The sequence below is a fragment of the Ereboglobus luteus genome (assembly GCF_003096195.1).
GTDB lineage: Bacteria > Verrucomicrobiota > Verrucomicrobiia > Opitutales > Opitutaceae > Ereboglobus > Ereboglobus luteus.
On sequence record NZ_CP023004.1, the window covers coordinates 510307 to 531408 of the forward strand.

Annotated in this window: 12 protein-coding genes; 4 read left to right on the plus strand and 8 right to left on the minus strand. The window is 60.2% G+C overall.

What is annotated here, in order from left to right; genetic code table 11:
- Nucleotides 1–10 precede the first annotated feature (10 nt).
- Entirely contained in the window at nt 11–1651 is a 1641-nt protein-coding gene (locus CKA38_RS01935) for a peptide ABC transporter substrate-binding protein (RefSeq protein WP_236919099.1), read from the minus strand.
- Between the two features lie 120 nt (nt 1652–1771).
- Between CKA38_RS01935 and CKA38_RS01940 the strand changes: the two genes are divergently transcribed.
- A complete protein-coding gene (locus tag CKA38_RS01940; protein WP_161554663.1) occupies nt 1772–4618 on the plus strand; it encodes a M16 family metallopeptidase in 2847 nt (948 codons plus the stop codon).
- 67 nt (nt 4619–4685) lie between these two features.
- Here CKA38_RS01940 and CKA38_RS01945 read toward each other — a convergent pair whose 3' ends face one another.
- The 4 genes from CKA38_RS01945 to CKA38_RS01960 all read right to left on the minus strand — a co-directional run bounded on the left by CKA38_RS01945 (nt 4686) and on the right by CKA38_RS01960 (nt 11883).
- On the minus strand, nt 4686–5636 hold the full coding sequence (locus tag CKA38_RS01945) for a family 43 glycosylhydrolase (RefSeq protein ID WP_108823997.1): 951 nt from the start codon (nt 5634–5636) through the stop codon (nt 4686–4688).
- A gap of 93 nt (nt 5637–5729) precedes the next feature.
- Complete coding sequence (locus tag CKA38_RS01950; protein ID WP_202863942.1) at nt 5730–6896, minus strand: MBL fold metallo-hydrolase; 1167 nt, start codon at nt 6894–6896, stop codon at nt 5730–5732.
- A 114-nt stretch (nt 6897–7010) separates the two neighbouring features.
- Complete coding sequence (gene smc, locus CKA38_RS01955) at nt 7011–10997, minus strand: chromosome segregation protein SMC (protein ID WP_108823998.1); 3987 nt, start codon at nt 10995–10997, stop codon at nt 7011–7013.
- Nucleotides 10998–11175: 178 nt separating this feature from the next.
- On the minus strand, nt 11176–11883 hold the full coding sequence (locus tag CKA38_RS01960) for a zinc metallopeptidase (RefSeq protein ID WP_108823999.1): 708 nt from the start codon (nt 11881–11883) through the stop codon (nt 11176–11178).
- Nucleotides 11884–12332: 449 nt separating this feature from the next.
- Here CKA38_RS01960 and gdhA point away from each other — a divergent pair, with 449 nt between their 5' ends.
- The 3 genes from gdhA (at nt 12333) to CKA38_RS01975 (ending at nt 16072) form a co-directional block, all read left to right on the plus strand.
- A complete protein-coding gene (gene gdhA, locus CKA38_RS01965; protein ID WP_108824000.1) occupies nt 12333–13685 on the plus strand; it encodes an NADP-specific glutamate dehydrogenase in 1353 nt (450 codons plus the stop codon).
- Nucleotides 13686–13965: 280 nt separating this feature from the next.
- Complete coding sequence (locus CKA38_RS01970) at nt 13966–15063, plus strand: sugar kinase (protein ID WP_108824001.1); 1098 nt, start codon at nt 13966–13968, stop codon at nt 15061–15063.
- Between the two features lie 151 nt (nt 15064–15214).
- Nucleotides 15215–16072, plus strand: a complete 858-nt coding sequence (locus CKA38_RS01975; protein WP_152032618.1) for a 3-keto-alpha-glucoside-1,2-lyase-like domain-containing protein — start codon at nt 15215–15217, stop codon at nt 16070–16072.
- 329 nt (nt 16073–16401) lie between these two features.
- On the opposite strand, the gene CKA38_RS01980 is transcribed toward CKA38_RS01975, so the two are convergent.
- From CKA38_RS01980 to CKA38_RS01990, 3 genes are all read right to left on the minus strand, one after another.
- Complete coding sequence (locus CKA38_RS01980) at nt 16402–19440, minus strand: TonB-dependent receptor (protein WP_161554664.1); 3039 nt, start codon at nt 19438–19440, stop codon at nt 16402–16404.
- A 169-nt stretch (nt 19441–19609) separates the two neighbouring features.
- Nucleotides 19610–19945: a zinc ribbon domain-containing protein YjdM gene (locus CKA38_RS01985; protein ID WP_108824004.1), complete on the minus strand. Its 336-nt coding sequence runs from the start codon at nt 19943–19945 to the stop codon at nt 19610–19612.
- Nucleotides 19946–20080: 135 nt separating this feature from the next.
- The gene (locus tag CKA38_RS01990) at nt 20081–21061 is read right to left on the minus strand and encodes a L,D-transpeptidase family protein (protein WP_108824005.1); all 981 of its coding nucleotides are present in this window, start codon (nt 21059–21061) and stop codon (nt 20081–20083) included.
- Between the last annotated feature and the right edge of the window lie 41 nt (nt 21062–21102).

Consider the following 21102-nt stretch of genomic DNA (forward strand, 5'->3'; position numbering starts at 1 on the left):
TCCGCGCAAATCAATCCGCCTCCAGCCAAACCGTCTTGTAGGGATGGTGGTCGAGCAGGGTCGGATGCCAGTTCCTGACCGAAGGCCGGATCAAAAAAACGTGCGAATAATGATAGAGCGGAATCATCGGCGACTGCCTCAGCAAAATCGCCTCCGCCTTTTGCAGCAACGCCGCGCGCGCCTGTTTGTCCGTGGTGCGCGCCGCCTGGTAAAGCAGCTGGTCGAAAGCCGCGTCGCTCCAGCCCGTGTGATTGTTTCCGCTCGACGATTCCCATACCTCGAGAAACGAAAGCGCGTCGGCGTAATCGGCCATCCACGCCGAGCGCAGCACCTGATAATCGCGCGTCCTGCGCGCGCCGAGCACAGTTTTGTTCTCCTGATTGACGAGCGTCACGGTCAGCCCCAGCTCACGCCGCCACATTTCCTGCACCGCCTCGGCCACGGCGCGATGGCTCTCCGATGTGTTGAAAAGGAGCTCGACCGGCGGAGCGCCCTTCCCCTCCGGATAACCCGCCTCGGCGAGCAGGGCGCGCGCCGCGTTTGCGTCGTGCCTCAACGCGCCGGGAACCGGCTTGCCGTCCGCGCGCGCATGGGCATCCGGCGGCACAAATTCGTATGCGGGCGACTGCACGCCGCGGAGGATTTGCGTCGCGATGAGCTTGCGGTCAACCGCCATCGAAAGCGCGCGCCGCACTCGCACATCGTTCAAGAACGGACGCTCCGTGTTGACGCGGTAAAACTCGGTTCCCAAATACGGATCGACACGCAACAGCCCCGGCGAATTGCGACGATACGCGTCGATCTTCGAGGGGGAAAGCGCCTCGGTCAGGTGAAGCTGCCCCGCGCGAAACGCGCGCTCCTCGGCATCGCGACTCTCGAACGAATAAAACACGACCCCGTTCAGCCGCACATTTTCGGCATCCCAATAGGTCGGCGATTTTTCGACCGATATCCGCTGGCCGTGCCGCCATTCCTTGAGGGCGAACGCGCCGTTCCCGACAAAGCGCCCCGGTCTCGCCCAGTCGGTTTTGCGATCCGCAAGCGCGCCGTGCGTCTCGATCGAACGCGCGTGCACTGGGAAAAATGCCGTGTGATTGAGCATCGACAAAAAATTCGCGCACGGATGCTCCAGCGTGATCTTCAGCGTGCGCTCATTAACCGCCACCGCGCCCACTTGCGCAAAATCCTCCAAGTGCCCCTTGTGATACGCCTCCGCGTTTTGGATGATGTATAAAAAGTGCGCGTAATCCGCGGCGAGCGACGGCGAAAGCATGCGCTTGAACGACGCCACAAAATCACCCGCCGTCACCGGGTCGCCGTTGCTCCAGCGTGCGTTGTCGCGCAGCAGAAACGTGTAGGCCAACCCGTCCCGCGAAACATTCCAGCTCTCCGCGACGCCCGGCTCCGGTGACAGGTCAACCGGATTCTCCGTCACAAGCCCCTCGAGCAGCGCCGACAAAATATTATACTCCGAAGTCCCCGTCGCCAGGTGCGGATCGAGCGTCGCGATCTCCGGCCCCGCGCCTCGATGCAAAACCTGCTCGCGATTTCCACTGTCGATGGCGCGCTCGCGCTGAAAACAGGAGCCCAGCGCAAAAACGCCGAGGGCCGCCGCCGCGCAAAAGATTCGTTGAAAGATACGATGAGCCATGGAAACAGTTTGTCGCGCACCCAATACCATCAGCCGCGCCGTCGCAAGCGCGGAGCTCGCGGTGAATGTGTTTCTCTTGGCTTGCGAACAATTTTCGCCGCCCGCACCCTTGCCGCCAAGATGCCTCCCCGCCGCCATCCCCTTCCCCGGGTTTTCACGCTGCTCGCCGCATTGATCGCGATCGCGCTGCCCGCCCATTTGGCAAAAGCCGCGCCCTGGGCCAATCTCGAGACCGACTTGCCCCAGGATCCCGCGCTCGTCCTCGGCGAACTGCCCAACGGTTTTCGCTACGCGCTTCTGCCAAACGCCGAGCCCGCGAACCGCGTCTCGCTCCGGCTGCTTGTATCCGTTGGATCGATACACGAAAACGACAACGAGCGCGGCATCGCCCACTTCATCGAGCACATGGCGTTTCGCGGCACGCGCAACAAGCCCGGAGGCGGGCTCATTGCCAAGCTGGAACGCATGGGCGTCAGCTTCGGCCCCGACCACACAGCATTCACCTCATTCAACAACACCATCTACCACCTCGAGCTGCCCGACGTTTCCGAGTCCACCCTGCGCGAGGGCTTGCGAGTCTTCCGCGAATACGCATCCGGCATCGAATTCGCGTCCGGCGACATAGAGCTCGAACGCGGCGTGATTCTCAGCGAAATGGCCACGCGCGACACCGGCATGGCGCGCGCTGCCCAGCGCTACAGCGCGTTCATCTGGCCCTCCGCGCGCGAAAACAGCCGCTCTCCCATCGGTGTCGAAAAACAAATCCGCCGCTTCACCCAAAAACAATTCCGCGCATTTTATGACGCGTGGTATCGCCCCGAGCGCATGGCGCTCATCGCCGTGGGGCAGATCGACCCCGATGCCCTGCGCGCGATGATCGCGGATGAGTTTTCCCCGCTTGCCGCGCGCGCCCCCGCGCGCCCGGAACCGCCGCCGCCATCCCCGCGCCCTGCCTCCAGGAAACTGCCGGCTGTCGGCGTCTTCACCCACAACGAACTCACCGGCATGGGTGTTATGCAAACCTGCGCGTGGGCCGAGCCGCCCGCGCCCTTCACGCGCGAGAAACTCGCCGAGCACACGCGCCGCAACCTCGCCCTGTCCATGTTCACCCGCCGCCTGACGCTCCGCGCCCGCCAACCCGGCGCGCCGTTCGGCGCTCCAAATGTCGAATACACGCAACTTTTCCCCGGCCTGCGCATGGTCCAGTTTGCCGTTCCCGGCGACCTCAACAAAACTGACATCGTCATCGCCGCCGCCGAGCAATCCCTCCGCGCCGCGATCGAGCACGGTTTCACCCAAGGCGAGCTCGACGAGGCAAAGGCCGACCTCGTCAACCGCTACCGCCAGGGTGCCCTTTACGCCCCTTCCCGAAAATCGGCGATGCTCGCCTCGCAACTCGCCTACTTTTTGCTCCATGGCGAGGGATTCTCCACGCCCGAAACAACCTGGCGCGAAGTCGAAAAACCAATCGCCGACGCCACACTCGACGAATGCAACGCCGCCTTTGCCAAGCTCTGGAGCCGCGCCCCCGTGCGCACATTTATCAACGGCAACATCCGCCTCCTGCCCTCCAAGCCCGCCGCCTTTGAGAAAAAAATCGCGGCCAGCCGCGCAATCCCCGTCAAGCCGCCCGCCGGAATCAAGGCGCTCGATTTTGCCTACACCGATTTCGGCAAGCCCGGACTCATTGCGGAAACCAAAACGCTCCCCGAAATCGACGCGCACCTTGTCCGCTTCGAGAACAATATTCTTCTCAACTTCAAGCACACCGAATACGAAAAAGACTACGTTCTCATAAACCTCCGCATCGGGCACGGAAAACGCGAGGAACCCAAAAACGTTCCCGGCATCGGACTCCTCGCATCAAAAGCCTTTCTTTTCGGCGGACTGGGCCGTCACACCGCAGCCGAAATCACCCAGCTCAACGCGCGGCATCTGCTCGACATTGATTTTATAGTCGCCGACGACGCCGCGCACTTTTACGCCCAATGCCCGGTGCGGTCGCTCCCCTACGCGCTTCAAATGATGACCGCCTTCATCACCGACGCCGCCTATCGGCCCGAGTCGTTCGTTCTCGCCCGGCCCGATCTCACAACACTGTTCCAGCACACCCTTTCGTCGCCCTCCGCAAACCTGAACGCGATTTGCGAACGCGCGCTCACGCGCGACACGCGCTTCGGCTGGCCCAATTACGACGAGCCCGCCTCCCGCACCGTCAACGAGCTTCGCGAATGGCTCGTCCCCCTTTTCACCTACGACGACATTGAGCTGAGCATCGTCGGCGATGTCGATTTGCAAGCCGCCCTCGATGCCGCCGCCGGGACGTTGGGCGCCCTTCCCGTTCGCGCCAAGCGCCTCCCGCCAAAACCCAACACCGGCATCGCCTTCGCCCCCGCGCCCTCCGCGCCCATTGTCATCAATGTGAACCCCGCGCTCAAACAAGGCGCGTTCCTCCTCGTCTGGCCCGTGCCCGACGCCGGCGACACGCACCAAGACCGAGCCCGTGTGCTTCTTGCCGACGCGCTCGACAATGCCGTCCGCCTTTGCATCCGCGAACAACTCGGCGCCGCCTACGTCTCATCCGCCGCCTATGCCACGCACGACGGTTTCGACAATTTCAACTACCTCTTCGTCGGCGCCGAGGTTGACCGCGGCTCGCTCGACAAAGCCATCAACGCCGTGCGCAAAACAATCGCCCGAATCGCCGCCAATGGTTTCAGTGACGACGAATTCCTGCGCGCCAAAAGGCCCTTCGTCGAACACTACGACCAGCAATCCCGCACCAATGCCTACTGGGGCTACACCGTCCTGCGCGACATTCAAAACCGCCCCGAACGCCTCACCCAGGCGCTGACACGCCTTGCCGACGTCTCCTCCATAACACGCGACGAAATCAACGCCATCGCCGCCCGCCACCTCCGCGACGAAACCCTTTTCCTTTTCAAAACAGCCCCCGCGAAAAAATAGGGCTGTTTAATTGAACTGTATCCGCGCCGTTAAAGGCCAACCCCGGCCATCGCAAATGGCATAAAACCTAATCGCGTCCGTCGGTCATTATGATCGGGAGGATCAGGCCTTTCTTGTCGTAACGCACGCGCTCAATCGCAATTTGCCGGCGCGTGTTATACGGGCCATCCCCGGTCTGGCCGTCATAGCGGTGGTAAACAATAAGGTCGGAACCGTCGGCGGGATTTTTGAAAAAGGAATGGTGCCCGGGTCCCTTGTGCGATGCGTCGCTTTTCAAAATCGCGCCGCGATATTTCCACGGGCCAACGGGGGATTTTGACGTCGCGTAGTGCACAGAATAGGAAGCCCTCTTGTAGCTTCCGTGGCTGTAGGACAAATAATACACGCCGTCGCGAAAATGCATGAACGCGCCTTCCGTAAAATGCGGAGGCGTCTTCACGGGGATTTCGGCGGCGAAGCTGACCATGTCTTTGTTCAGCTCAAACACGCGCAATTTCGAGCCGGCGCTTCCGCCGGCGTAGAAATAATATTTTCCCGACTTCGGGTCGGCGAAAACCATCGGGTCAATTGCCTCGAAGCCTCTCTTGCCCTCGTCGTCGAGGAGCGGGCGCCCGCTGTCAACAAACGGCCCGGCGGGACTCGCCGCGGTGGCGACACCGATGCGCGAGCGTTTCGGGCCGACGGAATAATAAAAATACCAAGTGCCGTCGCGCTCAATGATGCCGGGTGCCCATGCGCCGTGATGCGCGCGTCCGTCCACCCCCACCCACGGCACGTCCTTGAAATCCAGCACGGGACCGTGGCGCTTCCACGTTTTTAAATCGTCCGATGAAAACGCGTAAAAGCGATCTCTCGATATGGTGGGATATAGCCAGACGGTTTTGCCGGCGACCACCGCGTGGGGATCGGCGCCGTGCATCAGCGGATTGGCGAACTCGCCCGCACGGGCGTGATCCGCGGCGACGACGAACCCCGCAATGCAAACGAGCAGGATTGCGTGGCGGAAAACGGTTTTCATGATTGGCAAAAAAGTCGGAGCGTTAATGCGCGCAAGACTGCCGCCGCAAACGAACGAGACAACAAAAACCGCCAATATCCGCGATGACGCGGATTAGTTTGCGGACGGTTTTTTCCCGACAGTTTCCCACCAGTGCGTGAAGGTTTGGGCGTCGTCGCGAAGGTCAACGATTTCGCCGATGACCGGTGTGAGCAGGCGAAGGTTTGGGGCGCGCTCGCCCTGTGTGACTCGCCGGTGGGGATCGTCCCAGTCGTGATTTGAAATGCTGAACTTCGAGTTGTGCACGGGCAGCAGCCGCCTGGTTTTTAAATCGGCCGCGGCTTGCAGTGTTTCCTCCGGCATCATGTGGATGCTGGCCCAGTTTGGGTCGTATTGTCCGTTTTCGAGAATCGCGAGATCCATGGGACCGAAACGTTTGCCCGCCTCGGCGTAATGCGCGCCGTAGCCGCTGTCGCCCCCGATGTAGAAACGCAGCGCGGGCGTCTCCACAAAAAACGCGGCCCACATCGAGCGCTCATGCGAAAGGCCGCGCCCGGAAAAATGATGGGTGGTCAGGCAGTGCACTTTCACGCCCGCCTCCGGCGAGGTTTCGTCGCCCCAGTGCATTTCAATGATCTGCTCCGGCTTGAACCCCCAGTATTCGAGATGCTCGCCGACGCCGAGCGCGCAAACAACTTTCCCGACCTTGGGCCTCAGTTTCAAAACAGTCTCGTAGTCGAGGTGGTCCCAGTGATCGTGCGTGATGAAAAGATAATCGATGACGGGCAGGTCGCCGATCTCATACGCATCGGAGCCATTGAATGCCTTTGTGGTAAAGGAAACCGGCGAGGCCGCGCCGCTGAACACCGGATCAACCAGGATGCGTTTTCCGCCCGCCTGTATAAAATACGAGGAATGCCCGAACCAGACGAGAACATCGCGGCCGGCGTCGAGATTATGCAAGTCGCGCTTCACGGACGGAACAGGGGCGGACGGAGTGCGCTTGCTTTTGTCGCCAAAGAGAAATTTGCCGAACACCTCGAGCGTGCTCACGTTTTCCGGAGTTCGGGGCTTGGGCTCCACATTGCGAAATTTGCCGTTCTTGAAGTGCGGCGACTTTTGAATTCGTTCAAGGCGCGCGCCACTGGGAAGGCGTCCGAATTTCGGATGCTGCATGTATGCAAACACAAACAGCGCCATCGCGCCGACCAGGCTGAGTCCGATGATCAACATGCGCTTAATCCACTTTCTTGTTTTGGTTGTTTTTTTGGCGGACGCCATGCGGTGTAAAGTTTGACGAGTGGAACGGGCGCGCCGGGGATTTCCGAATTACAAACACGGCGGTGGGCGGAATGTCGCTGGCGCGTGGAACGACGAAACCGCCCCGCCCTGCGGTTACGCGCCGTTGGATTTTTGCTGTGTGCCGCGGACGGCCTCGGCGATGGTGTCGTCGCTGCCTCGCTGGACTTCGGCGTCGCCGAGTTCCTTGTTGAAGCGCATCGAGACGGTCTTCGAGACGCCGCGCTCCTCCATCGTCACGCCGTAGATCGCGTCGGCGGCGGCCACCGTGCGCTTGTTGTGCGTGATGATGATGAACTGGCTTTCGTTCGTGAAGTGCGAGAGCAGGTCCGTGAAACGGCCGATGTTGGACTCGTCGAGCGGCGCGTCGAGTTCGTCCAGCAAACAGAAGGGCGAGGGTTTCACCATGTAGAGCGCGAAGAGAAGCGCGACAGCGGTGAGCGTTTTTTGTCCGCCGGAGAGGAGCGAGATGCCCTTGAGTTTTGTGCCGGGGGGCTGCGCGGTGATTTCGATGCCGCTTTCGAGCGGGTCGTCGGCTTGCACGAGGTCGAGCGCGGCTTTGCCGCCGCCGAAGAGTTTTGTGAAGGTGTAGTCGAAGTTCTTTTTGATTTGCTCGAAGGTGATCTGGAACTGCTGCATCGAGGTGTTGTTGATTTCGTCGATGGTTTTCAGGAGTTCGGTTTTCGCGTTCACGAGGTCGTCGTTTTGCGTCTTGAGGAAGTCGTAGCGTTGCTTGAGCGAGCGGTATTCCTCGATGGCGACGAGGTTCACGTCGCCCATGCTGTTGATGCGCTGGCGCAGGCTGGCGACGTCGGAGCGGACTTGGTCCCAGTTGGTGTTGTCGAGCGCGGCAAGATCTGCCTCGGTGGGGTCGCCTTTTTGCTTTTGCTTGCGGCGGCGGGAGCGTTTGACGGGCTCGGCGGGAGCAGCGGCGGCGGCTTCGGCAGGTGCCGCTTGCGGCGCTTCTGCAGCGGATTCGGCGGATTCGGAAACGGACGGATCGGATTGATCGGACGGCGTGGACTGATCGGGCGCAGCGGCTTGATCGGAAGCAGGCTGCTGATCCTCCGGTTTCTGGTCTTCCGGCTTCTGGCTCTCTGGCTTCTGGCCTTCCTCTTCCTCGTCGTCGAGGTCGAGATTTTCGATGCCCTCGGGTTCGTCGTCGGCGTGCCAGAGGAGGTTTTTCCAGTCGAGCGTTGTGATGTCGGTTTGAAATTCGCGCTCGACTTCCTCCTTGAGAAAATCGGCCCGGGCGCGGCTTTCGGCGAGTTTCACCTCGCACTTGCTGAATTCGTCGTGCGCTTTTTCCGCCTCGACGCGGAGGCCGTCCTGCGTGCCTTCGACGCCGGTGATTTGTTGCTCAACCTCGACGAGTTGCACGCGGATTTGCTCCACTTGCTGCTGCGCGACGGTGATGGTTTCGTCGAGTGTTTCGGCGCGGGCGCGCTTGGCGGCCGTCTCGCCTTCGAGGTCCTGGATTTGCTGCGTCCAGAGTTCGATTTCCTGCTGGCGCTGGATGAGGAGGGTGCCGAGCTCGGCGCGACGGCGTTCCATGTCGGCGATGCCGCGGTCGAGGTAATCGACTTTGCTGCGTTGCTCGGAGGCGGCGAGGCGGGCGGAATTGAGGCTTTCGCGCTTGGTGTCGCGCTCGACACGGAGTTCGGCGAGGCGCGTCTCCATTTGCGCGATGCGCTCCTTGCCTTGCGTGTGAAGGGTTTCGGCCTCGGTGAGCTGGGTTTGCGCTTTTTCCCAGCGGGCGTGGGCTTCGTTGCGCGCGGCTTCGACCGAAGCGGTCTCGGCTTCCATGCGGCGAAGTTTGTTGGAAATGTCCTCGAGGGCTTTTTGCGCGTTGCGTTGCTCGGCCTGGATGGCGGCAACTTGTTGCGAGATGGCGAGTTCCTCCTCGCGTTTTTCGGCGAGGGCGGTTTCAGCCTCGGCGATGCGGGCGTTGATGGCGTCGCAGATGGTCTTTTGTTCGTCGTGCGCCTTTTGGTCGTCGGCCAGGGCGTTGGCGGTTTCGCGCATTTCGTTTTCGCGCTGGACGATGCTGCGGGGATTTTTCTTCGAGGAGCCGCCGGAGACGAGGCCGCGGCGGTCAACGTATTCGCCCTTGCGCGTGGCGACGGCGAGGAAGGAGAAGGCGGGGTTTTGTTTCCAGTAATCGAGGAAGGCGGTGAGGTCGTCGGCGATGTAGCAGGCGGAGAGGAGACCGGCGGCGGGGTGTTGCTCGGCGGCGGTGTTGAGGATTTTTGAAACGGGGGTGAGGCCGGGCACGGACGCGGCGCTTGTGTCGCCCGAGCTCACGGGATGGGAGCCCGCGCCACTGAGTTCGCCAACGCGGAGGCAGATGGAGCCGGTTTGGGAGGTCTCGAGGTGGGTGAGGATTTTTTGCGCGGTGGCGAGGTCGGCGACGGTCACGGCCTCGGCGGCGGTGCCGAGGAGGACTTCGATGGCCCTGGTGTATTCGGGGGCGAAACTGAGGCCGTCCATGATCGCGACGGGGCGGGGCGCGCCGTCGAGGATGTTGTCGAGCTGGCCTTGGAGAACGGCCTTCGCGCCTTCGCCGAAACCCTCGAAGGATTCGTGGAGGCGCTGGAGGACTTGGAGGCGTCCGGAGCGGGTGGTAAGCTGGCGATCGATTTCGGTGAGGCGGCGCTGGGCGTCGCGAAATTCGCGGGTGCGGTCGGCGATGGCTTGCTGCGCGTCGCGGGCGTCCTGCTGGGCGCGGGCCTTGGCAACGTGGGCTTCCTCGACGCGCTGCTCGAACTCGGTGGCGATTTGCGCGGCGGCGCTTTGCTGCTGGCGGACGCCTTCGATTTCGGCGAGGAGGGCTTCGTGGCGGTGGACGGAGGTTTTTTGGTCAACCTCGTAGCTGGAGCAATCGGTGCGAAGGCGCGCGAGGGTGCTTTCGACTTGGAGGATTTGAAACTTGGATTGCGTGAGTTCCTGCTCGGTGTTGGCGAGGGAGGCGTCGGCGACGGTGACTTGCTGGATGATTTCCTGGAGCTGCGCCTCGGAGGTGCCGAGGAGGGAAAGCTGGAGTTGTTTGTCCTGCGCGCCTGTGTCGACCTGGGTGGCGATGTCGCGGAGCTGCATTTCGAGTTCGCCGAGGGTGGCGCGGGTGGCGTCGAGGCGCTCGATGAGGCCGGTGCGCTTGATTTGCGCGAGGTTGGCGGCGTTGAGGATTTGTTCGCGCTCGGTGCGCAGGTCGAAAACGGCTTGCTGGGCTTCCTGCACGCGCTGGTTGAGGCGCGAGCGGTGGGCTTTTTTCTCCTCGAGGTCCTGCTGTTGTTGCGAGTAGTGGACGCGGCGGGTTTCAGAGGCGGCGCGGAGCTTGATGACTTGCTCGTCGAGATCGGCGAGCGTGGCGGTGATTTTGCCGTGCTGGTGGCCGCTGTGCGCGAGCGCGAGGTGGCGGAGGCGGTGCGAGACGCGCTTGTAGCGAAGGGCCTTCGAGGCCTGACGGCGCAGGGAGCCGATCTGGCGGCCGACCTCGGCGATGACGTCGGAGACGCGGGCGAGGTTGGTGTCGGTGAGGGCGAGTTTTTGGAGGGCTTCGCGGCGCTGGCTTTTGTATTTGGTGATGCCGGCGGCCTCCTCAAACACGGCGCGGCGCTCCTCGGGTTTTGAGGAGAGGATCTGGTCGATCTGGCCCTGCGCCATGATCGAGTAGGACGTGCGGCCAATGCCGGTGTCCATGAAAAGCTTGTGGATGTCCTTGAGCCGGCAGGGGGTGTTGTTGAAGAAGTATTCGCTGCCGCCGTCGCGATGGACGCGGCGCATGATTTCGATTTCGTGAAACTGGCTGCCGAGTTGTTTTTCGCAGTCGGTGAGAAGCAGCGAGACTTCGCACATTTGCGAAGGTTTGCGGGTGTCGGCTCCCTCGAAAATGACGTCCTGCATTTTGCCGCCGCGGAGAGCCTTTGCGCTTTGCTCGCCGAGAACCCAGCGGATGGCGTCGGCGATGTTGGACTTGCCACAACCGTTGGGACCGACGACGGCGGTCACGCCGCGTTCGAAGTCGAGTGTGGATGGATCAGCAAAAGATTTAAAGCCGTGCAGTTTGAGTGCCTTGAGATACATGAAAATGAAGCCCGCTAATGGAGCGGACGCTTTCTTGCTCGGCAAACGGAAAATTCACACACACGCGGGAAATTGTTCACATTGCCCGTGGCGGACGGTGAACAACTAGCGTCGGGCAAAAGCGCGCCGCATGGTTGACGCCCGCCGGATATCGCCCGCGCACCCGTCGCGTTGCGCATCAATTCCGCCGGGCGGAGACGAGCCAGAGAAGGTTTATCAGCGAGCTGAGGAAGGCCGCGACGTAGGTGAGCGCGGCGGCGTTGAGGGTTTCGCTCACGCCTTTTCTCTCCTCGGGCGCGATGATGCCGAGCCCCGCGAGCTCGGCCTTGGCGCGGCGACTGGCGTCGAATTCAACGGGAAGCGTGACGAGGTGGAAAAGCGTCAGCACGGCGTAGCAGACAATGCCAACGTCCAGCATGATGCCGCCGAAACCGCGAAAGAAAAACGCGCCAACAATCACAAAGGGCAAAATGCGCGAAGTGATTTGCGTGATGGGCACGAGCGCCATGCGAGTCTGGAGCATCGAATAACCGACCTTGTGCTGAATGGCGTGCCCCGCCTCGTGCGCCGCGACTCCGAGCGCGGCGAGGCTGGTGCCCTGATAGTTTTCTGTCGAGAGCACGAGGCGTTTGTGCGTCGGGTCGTAATGATCGGTGAGGTGTCCGGGCGTCTGAACGATTTCGACATCGCGGATGCCGGCGCGCGCCATCACCGCCTCGGCCGCCTCGCGCCCCGTGATGCGCCCGCGCGAGGGAATGCGGACGTTTTTGCCATAGGCGCTCGACACACGATACTGCGCATAACCCGCAAAAATAATCGAGAAGAGCAACAGCCCCAGGACAATCGGCGGCGAAAGAAATGCGAAGGCAAAAAGTTGTATGGTCATTACGCTGAAAGAGATTCTGTTTTTGGGTTTTTGTTTCCAATAATTTCGTCGATCTCGAGATTAACACAAGAGGCAAGCGCACAAAGATGTGGCGCACTCGCAAGTCCAAGCCCGCCGCTCGGCCTTGAGCAACCGGAAACACCGCAAAGATTATTAGAATTGGTTAAGCTGGTCATTTTTATTTTTCGCACGCCGTTTTTGACTTAACAGTATTCAAAGAGAATAAATGAACGCATTTGATTATCGTAATTTATTTTCAAACATCAGCTTAAATGCCATCCATTGATTTTTATTTGAAGAAAGATTCTTTTCATCAACGAACCATCTTCATTAGCTGTGTTTATTCTTGGGCATTTCATCAATTTCCGATTTGTGCAGCGGGGCATGGCGATTCAAGGTCTGCTCCGCGCCCAAGGCGCTGACTCTCTCCGTATCACACATTTCCAGCCATGCCATACGTCCAAAAAACCATCGAGGCCCTTAAATTCAGCAGCCCGGCGCAAGCCGAGTTCTACCAAGCCGCCGAGGAAGTTTTGCACTCCCTGCGCCCGCTTTTTGAGCGCGAGAAAAAATACCTGAAACACAATATCATCGAGCGCATCGTCGAGCCGGAGCGCCAGATTTTCTTCCGCGTGTGCTGGGTTGACGACAAGGGCGAGGTGCAGGTCAACAAGGGCTATCGCATCCAGTTCAACTCCGCCGTCGGCCCCTACAAGGGCGGCTGCCGCTTCCATCCGAGCGTGCGCGCGGGCATCATCAAGTTTCTCGGCTTCGAGCAGATTTTCAAAAACTCGCTCACCGGCCTCGCCATCGGCGGCGCGAAGGGCGGCTCCAACTTCGACCCGAAGGGCAAGTCCGACAACGAGGTCATGCGCTTCTGCCAGTCGTTCATGAACGAGCTCTACCGCCACATCGGCGCGACAATCGACGTGCCCGCCGGCGACATCGGCGTGGGCGGACGCGAAATCGGCTACCTTTACGGCCAGTATAAAAAACTCACCGGCCACTACGAGGGCGTGCTCACCGGCAAGCGCCTCAACTGGGGCGGCTCGCTCGTGCGCACCGAGGCCACCGGCTACGGTTCCGTTTATTTCGCCGAGCACATGATGAAGGCCGCCCACAACGGACTCGAAGGCAAGGTCTGCACCGTCTCCGGCTCCGGCAACGTCGCCATCTACACTATCGAAAAACTCCAGCAACTCGGTGCCAAGCCCGTGACCTGCTCCGACTCGAAGGGCATGATCTACGACAAGGAAGGCATCGACCTCGAGCTCCTCAAAAACGTGAAGGAAGTGCGCCGCGAACGCCTCACCGAATATGCCAAGGAGCGCAAAAGCGCCGTTTACACACCCGTCGAAAAATATCCCGAGGGCCACAACGGCGTGTGGACCGTTCCCTGCGATTGCGCATTCCCGAGCGCCACGCAAAACGAGCTCAACGGCAAGGATGCCGACGCGCTCCTCAAGAACGGCTGCGTCTGTGTCTCCGAGGGCGCGAACATGCCCTCGACCCCCGATGCGGTCGAAAAATTCCTCGCCGCGAAAATCGGCTACGGCCCCGGCAAGGCGGCCAACGCCGGCGGCGTGTCCACGAGCCAGCTCGAAATGGCGCAAAACGCCTCGATGCAGCAATGGCGCTTCGAGGAAGTCGATCTCAAGCTCCAGGGCATCATGCGCGGCATCTACAAAACCGCCGCGGAAACCGCCAAGGAATTCGGCGAACCGCACAACCTCGTGCTCGGCGCAAACATCGCCGGCTTCCGCAAGGTCGCCGACTCGATGATCGAGCAGGGCGTGGTCTGATTACGCATCAAAAACATTTTTAGCCATAACCATGAGGCCCCGGTGTTAATAACGCCGGGGCTTTTTGGTCGGACAAACCCTCTTGGCGCGCCGAAACGGTGAACTGCGAGCATGGAGAATTCGCCCCGCCAAATTGATTCGCATCCGCCTCGAAAAACAGCCATTCTTACGCTCCCTGCAAGATTTTCGGACACGCGTGCGATTTTTGATTGGACACACCTCGACCGCCTGTTTCCTAATAGGCAAACTATTTCCTCAAACCTCTAAAAAACAAAATATCATGAGCCTCAAAATCAAATCAGCCAAGGAATGCGCCTTTGACCAAATCTCGCTCGGCGAGATCATGCTCCGCCTCGATCCGGGCGAGGGCCGCATCCGCACCACGCGTTCGTTCAAAGTCTGGGAGGGCGGCGGCGAATACAACACCTCGCGCGGCCTTCGCAAATGCTTCGGCCTGCGCACCGCGGTCGCCACCGCTTTTGTCGACAACGAGGTCGGTCACCTGCTCGAGGACTTCGTCATGCAGGGCGGCGTTTGCACCGACTTCATCAAGTGGAGCGAGGACGACGGCATCGGCCGCACCGTTCGCAACGGTCTCAATTTCACCGAGCGCGGCTTCGGCATTCGCGGCGCCGTCGGCGTTCCCGACCGCGGCAACACCGCCGCCTCCAAGCTCAAGCCGGGCGACTTCGACTGGGACCACATTTTCGGCAAGCTCGGCGTGCGCTGGTTCCACACCGGCGGCATCTTCGCCGCGCTCTCCGAATCCACCGCCGCGCTCACGATCGAAGCCGTGAAGGCCGCCGCCAAATACGGCACCATCGTTTCCTACGACCTCAACTACCGTCCCTCGCTCTGGAAGACCATCGGCGGACTCAAGAAGGCGCAGGAGGTCAACCGCGAGATCGCCAAATACATCGACGTGATGATCGGCAACGAGGAGGATTTCACTGCCTCGCTCGGCTTCGAGGTCAAGGGTGTTGACCACAACATCAGCAAGATCGAAGTCGACGCGTTCAAGGCGATGATCGAAACCGCCGTGAAGGAATTCCCGAATTTCAAGGCCGCCGGCACCACGCTTCGCGTCGTGAAGACCGCCACCGTCAACGACTGGAGCGCGATCTGCTGGCACGACGGCAAGTTCTACGAAAGCCGCAAATACAACGACCTCGAAATCCTCGATCGCGTCGGCGGCGGCGACGGCTTCGCGAGCGGCCTCTCGTTCGGTTTCCTCGAGCACAACGACCCGCAAAAGGCGGTCGAATACGGCGCGGCCCACGGCGCGCTCGCCTCGACCACGCCCGGCGACACCTCGATGGCCACGCGCAAGGAAGTCGAAAAACAAATCGCCGGCGGCGGCGCCCGCGTCGTCCGCTGAGAACCGGCAAGGACAAACATTTGATTAACGAAGCCCGGATTCACTCCGGGCTTTTTTGGATTTGCGATTTATTCCGTCCGGACGAGGCGTCGCTATTCCAGAATCACGCTTGCGCCTTTTGCGCCTGTTTGCGGCAATCCAAGTGAATATCATGCGTTTTCTTCCGCTCATCGTTTTGTCGTGCTGCCTTTCGTCGATTGGCCTCGCCGCGCCCGAAAAGTTTGTCCCGACGAAACACGATCCCTTTGTTGGTGACTGGCTGCCGAAGAATCCGGGGGATCATGTCGCGCAAGTCTTCGCAACGGGCGACAACGCATATCAGGCAAACATCCTTCTCGCGTTCGACGACGAAAGCAGCGCGGAACCGGTCGCTGTTTTGCGCGGCACGCGCCCCGACGAAAAGTCGCCGGTTTCCCTAAATGGTGGCGATTGGACGAGCGCGCTTCGTCCCGACTGCTGCGGCAGTCCGCAAATGGAAATCGTCAATTCCAAGACGGGGGAAAAAATACGTCTCGCCCAATACATGCGCCCGAATCCGCGGTTGCAAGTAAAGCCGCCGAAAGGCGCAAACACGCGCATGGTGTTCACCAATCGCATGCGCGACGGCGTAAGGACACTTGATTCCGCAATCCTCGTAAGCGAAACAATCGCCGGAAAAAACGTCCGCGCGCACATTGAGTTCCGTCTGCTCAGCGACCAAAGCGCGGCCGCCGTCACGCTTTGGAAGGACAAGTGGATTGCTCTCCCGGCCAGCTACGGGCGCGCTGGCGCGGCGCCGGCATGCGGAGCGCTCGGCGACACGCCGCCAACGATACGCGCCGAGCGCGCCATCCTCGAATGGCAGGCGCTCGACATTGAAACGCGCGACGACCGCGCGACCATTTTTTTAAACGGCGTGAGAATCCACGACAGCGTAAAGATCGCAGAGTCCACAACGCCCGCGCCGCTAAAAATCGAAACCCGCGGCGCGCCAATCGAACTGCGCAATGCCTGGATTTCAACCGAGTGAAGCTTTTCCGGGGCAAGCTTCGGAACACTTTGCTTTTCTAAAACCCATTGCGCGATTTAAACCAATCATGAGTTTTAACGGGTCGGGCGTGCCCGCCGAGCGCACGGCGAGAATCACGTAAATCAAACACGGCGATTGGCAGTCAGCCAACCGCCCTACCCCAAAGGTCGCGCCCTTTCTGACGCCGCCCGAGCATCAAATAACGCGAGCAAGACCAAGAAACCAGACCGGTTAAAATTTCACCCTTACTCCGGTTTGAATGCGCCAGCGGCTGTTGCTACTTTGGAGAGGTTGCGAGCGGGGCTGGACCAAAGTGCCGGATGAATCCGTCATGGAATAACGATACACTTCCGCTTCGGGATCGTAGTAACCATAGGCGATGCCGAGATTGTAGGGGAATTGTATTGGTAAACGCGGCCCCATTTTTCGTTCAACAGATTTGCAAGGTTGGTGATGGTGCAATACACTTCCGCGCGCAAAGTGCGCCAAAAGGGGATTTGTTGCGTAACACTCAGGTTGAGGCGGTGCTGGAATTTACTGCGCTCGCTGTTGCGGGAAGCGATTCTTCCGGCGTAACGGCGGAGGGCGTCATTGGTGGCGAGGTAGGCGAAAAATGCGTCCTCGTCGGTTTTGCTCGCCCAGTAGAGTTTTGGATCATTGCGCCCGGCGGGAACGTAGAAAAGATCGTTGCCGGACTGTCCGTCGCCGTTGGCGTCGTTGCGAAAGGTGAAGCTGTAGGGGCGGCCGCTGTGGCCGTCGTAGGTGAGCGTCATAATAGTGTTGAAGCCGCGGATGAGGGCAAACCTGGTCGTCACGCTTGCGATGACGCGGTCGCGTATTTCCGTGGCCGACGCGCCCGTTTCATCACTGTTGGGGTTGATGCCGATGCGGCGGGTAAAGTTGGCCGAGGCACTGCTGTTTGTGAAGGGACTGACCTCGGTTGCGTGCCCGCGAGTGTAGGCGAGCCTCGCGCTCCAATGGTTGCGCATCGGACGACTGAGACTGAATGTGAGATGCGAGCTGCGGGAGGAATCCTTGTCTTTGTCGGCATTGGTGAGCCAATACACATCATCAAACGCCCCGTGGTTGAGTTGGCTGTCGGTGATGTGCGGAATGCCGGTGACGTTTCCATACTTGTCGGTTTTGATTTCCCATTGGCCGTAGAGCGGGCGCCCGTCGGGGCCGGCAACGGGCTCCTTCAAATTGAGATTGCGATAGACGAGGCTTTTTTCCGCGCGCGAAAAGAGCCATTCAATCGAGGCGCTCATGCGCTGCCAGGGCAGTTGGAAATCCACGGCGATGTTTCCGCGCAGCAGGCTGGGCATTCGCAGATCCTTGTCCATCATGTCCACGCGCATGCGTTTCGAGCTGGGCTCGCCTTCGGGCTGGGCATCGGCATCCACGATCACACTGCCGGGTTTTTGCGTGGTGCGAAACGCCGTCATGCCGTCGTTGATGTAGGAGTTGCCCATCCAGACGCCGGGAATCTGCCCCTGAAAAATGCCGACGCCGCCGCGCACTTGCACCTTGCGCAGATTGCGCGGCATCCAGGTGAAACTGACTCGCGGGCTGAACGTGTAAACTCCGTCAATCGTCGAGTCGTTTCGCACGCCAAAGGTCTGCTCGACCTGTTTGTTTTCACGCGGGGCTTCGTTCATCGCGGGGTAATCGAAACGCAGGCCGGTGGTGATGGTGAGCGAACGGAAAAAGCGCCAGTTGGCCTGCAAAAACGCGGTGTTGATCGCGTAGCCCCAGGCAAAACCCGGCGCGCCGCCATCGGCTGTGTATTGGTAAATGTAGGAGCTGATCTTTCCGCTTTCAAAATCGTCGATGGACGCAAAGGCGTAGTGCCCCCAGGCGTAATCGAGGTATTTGTTGTCGAAATCATTGCGGACGCGCTCGGCGCCAAACTGAATCGTGTGCCTGCCAAGCAGCCATGTGGCCGAGATTTTGGCCTGCTGCTTTTTTGTCGTCAAAAAGTTCAAATGGCTCGTGCTGCATGCGCCCAGCCACAGCGTCTCGGCGCCGCTGCCGTCGGCGGCGTCAACACCGTTCACCCTGATTTGCGGCAGACGAGAATTTGGCTGGCGATCGGAGGAATATCGCTGGTTCGCAAAACTGATCTCGGTCTGAAAATTCGGATGCCATTGCGAGGTCATTTGCGCGCTCCATGCTTTCAAGTCGCGCGAGTTGACATACCAATGGCTGCTCAGGGACGTGGACGTCGTGCTGGCATAATTTTGATAAACAGGATTGTCGCCATACGACGATGAGTAACGCGCGGACAAGCGATGCCTCGCATTGATGCGCCAGTCGAGTTTGGCCATGTAGGAATCGCTTTTCTGGCTTCGCTCGCCCGGGTCAAAAAACACGCCCGGCTCGATGCCGTATTTCTCCCTCGCGATGTTGACAATTCTGTCAAGCGCCCTGGAAGCGGGAATGAAGCTGGCCTCGCGCGACGGATCAGTGCGCTCCTTGCGCTCCCAGTTCACGAAAAAAAACAGCCGGTTTCTTATGATCTGACCGGCAAGCGTGAAACCATACGTCTCGTCCGTAAAACGCGTGCGCTGGCCGGTGGAGGGATCCTTTGCGCGAAATTTTTCGTTGGCGTATTTGTAGTAAGCGGAACCGGAAAAGGCGTTCTCACCGCTCCTCGTCACGGCGTTTATCGACGCGCCGGTAAACCCGCTGCGCCGCACGTCATACGGCGCAAGATCAACCGAAACGGCTTGAATGGTTTCCATCGAAAATGGATTCCCGAGCGAAGGCAGGCCGTTGGCGCTCAGGCCAAAACCGTCGTCCAGCCGGATGCCGTCGATCTGAAGCGAGTTGAACAAATGATGCTGCCCCGCCGCCGCGATGACGCTGTTCTCCTCGTCAAGCATCGTGACACGCGGATCAGCGGTCGCATAATCGTTGATCGTCTGGTCGATCGACGGACGCTCCTCGATTTCGCGTTGCGTGAGCGCGGTCGAGGAGCCGGGTTGCGGGTGCTCGCGGCGCGCGGCCACCACGAAAGTTTCGAGATGCACAATTTCATCCGCTGAATCGGAAAGCGCCACGTCAAGCCGGCGATCCTCCCCAAGCGAAAGCACGATTTCGGGGATATCAGCGGCTTCATATCCAGGCGCGCTCACCCTTATCGAGAGGCTTTCGCCCGGACGCAATCCGGTGAACAAATACTGGCCGGCGTGATTGGCGCGCGTCTCAAAAACATCCCCCGTCGCCGCATGACGCAACATCACGCGCGCACCGCCAATCGGAGTTTTCATACCGCCGCCCAAAACCGTGCCGCCAAGCGCCGCCGTCGTTTCCATTTGCGCATGAAGCTCGTCCTGCTGGCACCACGCGATAACGCAGGCACACACAATTTGTCTTAACTTTCGTGCGGAGCCGGGTGAACGCAGACACATGGGGATATGGGGTTGGGGTGGGCGTGGAGTTCCACTCCATTCAAACCGCGCCCCATGAGTTTACAACCCCAAACATCACACGGCCACCGGTCTGGCGATGACTCCGTGTTCCGGGAAATCCCGCCTACGCCTTCTTCACAAAACACGCTTTCAGCGCCATCGCCACTCCGTCGATACGGCAATCGATCTCGTGATCGCCATCGACCAGCCGGATGCCTTTCGCCTTCGCGCCCTGTTTCAAAACTCCCGACGAGCCGCGCAATTTCAGATCCTTGATGAGCACAACCGTGTCGCCGTCCGCGAGCACATTGCCGTTGGCATCCTTCACGACGCGCGCACCACTCTCCTCGGCGGCGGCCTCCTTGGGCCATTCGTGTCCGCAGGTGGAGCATTCCCAGTGGGAGGGATGCTCGAGAATATCTTCAAGTGTGCAGGCGGGACAGGCGTCGGGTTTGGTCATGATTAAAAAAGTGTGCGCGGACGAGATGCCTCACAGCTCCGTGATTGTCCAATCGAAACAATATCCGCTGATGGAAAACGCATCATTTCACGCGCATTTGGTTTCCCCGCCGCGCCACAAAAAAACGTCCGTCCGTCATGGCAGCACGATCACCTCGGTGTCGATTTCGACGAGTTCAACGAGCGCAAGCGCGTCCCAGTTTGCGAGACGGAAACAACCGTGCGATTCAGTGCGGCCCACTTTTTCCGGTTCCGGCGTGCCGTGTATGCCGTAGCCGGATTTGTCGAGGCCGATCCAGACGAGGCCGACTGGATTGTTCGGGCCGGGAGGGATGATGAGTTTTCGCCCGAGCTCGCGGGCCTCCTCGGATTCGGTGAAAATCTCGGGATCGAATGTGTAGTTGGGGTTGGGCGCGATGGTTTTGACACGCAGTGTGCCGACGGGGCGCTTTTCGATTTTGCGCGCGATGCTCACGGGAAAATGCGCAAGGAGGCGGCCGTCGTCAGCGCGTGCCTGAAGTGTGTGCTCGGCAAGGCTGATAATGATGCGCGCTGCTTTTTCACCGGCGTGAATCGTGGCGGCGCGCGTCGCGGGGCTCGCATCGGGGATGACGATGATCGTGCCGGGCTCGATTTTTTCCCAAACCATGTTGGGATTGAGCTGGCGGAGAAGCGCGGGATGCGCACGGGCCTGCTCGGCCGCCATTTCGAGCGCGGTGGCGTAGTCGAGCGAGGGCTGTTGCGATTTGCCGAGCCAGGTCGGCGGAACGGGACGGAGCGAGGCGATATCCCCGGCAGTGACAATGCGCGTGGTGAGCGAAGGCGCGGCAAGCGCGAGCGCTGCGCGTGTTTCCTCGTTGAGCCTGCCAGTGGCGTCGAGTGACTGCTCCTCCTGAAACGCGATCAACGCGGCGCGAGTTTGCGCGCCAAACTTGCCGTCAATCGGCCCGCTGGAAATATTGCGGCGCGCAAGCGCGATCTGGACTTCGAGAACATCCTCCGGCGGACGGGGAAACTCGCCGTCATCGGCGGCGCCGCAGATTCCAAAGCCCAAAAACCAAATGCCAAAAAGACGGCACATGGCACCGCGCATTCCGATTTTTTGGGATTTTCTCATTTGGAATTTCTTTTGAATTTCAGAACTTGGAATTCAGCGCA

Bases quoted from the DNA above. Each gene is read 5' to 3' on its own strand.
- CKA38_RS01950 (WP_202863942.1), bottom strand. From the start codon at position 6,896: ATGGCGTCCGCCAAAAAAACAACCAAAACAAGAAAGTGGATTAAGCGC.
- CKA38_RS01975 (WP_152032618.1), top strand. From the start codon at position 15,215: ATGCGTTTTCTTCCGCTCATCGTTTTGTCGTGCTGCCTTTCGTCGATT.
- smc (WP_108823998.1), bottom strand. From the start codon at position 10,997: ATGTATCTCAAGGCACTCAAACTGCACGGCTTTAAATCTTTTGCTGAT.
- CKA38_RS01945 (WP_108823997.1), bottom strand. From the start codon at position 5,636: ATGAAAACCGTTTTCCGCCACGCAATCCTGCTCGTTTGCATTGCGGGG.
- CKA38_RS01960 (WP_108823999.1), bottom strand. From the start codon at position 11,883: ATGACCATACAACTTTTTGCCTTCGCATTTCTTTCGCCGCCGATTGTC.
- CKA38_RS01985 (WP_108824004.1), bottom strand. From the start codon at position 19,945: ATGACCAAACCCGACGCCTGTCCCGCCTGCACACTTGAAGATATTCTC.
- CKA38_RS01935 (WP_236919099.1), bottom strand. From the start codon at position 1,651: ATGGCTCATCGTATCTTTCAACGAATCTTTTGCGCGGCGGCGGCCCTC.
- gdhA (WP_108824000.1), top strand. From the start codon at position 12,333: ATGCCATACGTCCAAAAAACCATCGAGGCCCTTAAATTCAGCAGCCCG.
- CKA38_RS01970 (WP_108824001.1), top strand. From the start codon at position 13,966: ATGAGCCTCAAAATCAAATCAGCCAAGGAATGCGCCTTTGACCAAATC.
- CKA38_RS01990 (WP_108824005.1), bottom strand. From the start codon at position 21,061: ATGAGAAAATCCCAAAAAATCGGAATGCGCGGTGCCATGTGCCGTCTT.
- CKA38_RS01940 (WP_161554663.1), top strand. From the start codon at position 1,772: ATGCCTCCCCGCCGCCATCCCCTTCCCCGGGTTTTCACGCTGCTCGCC.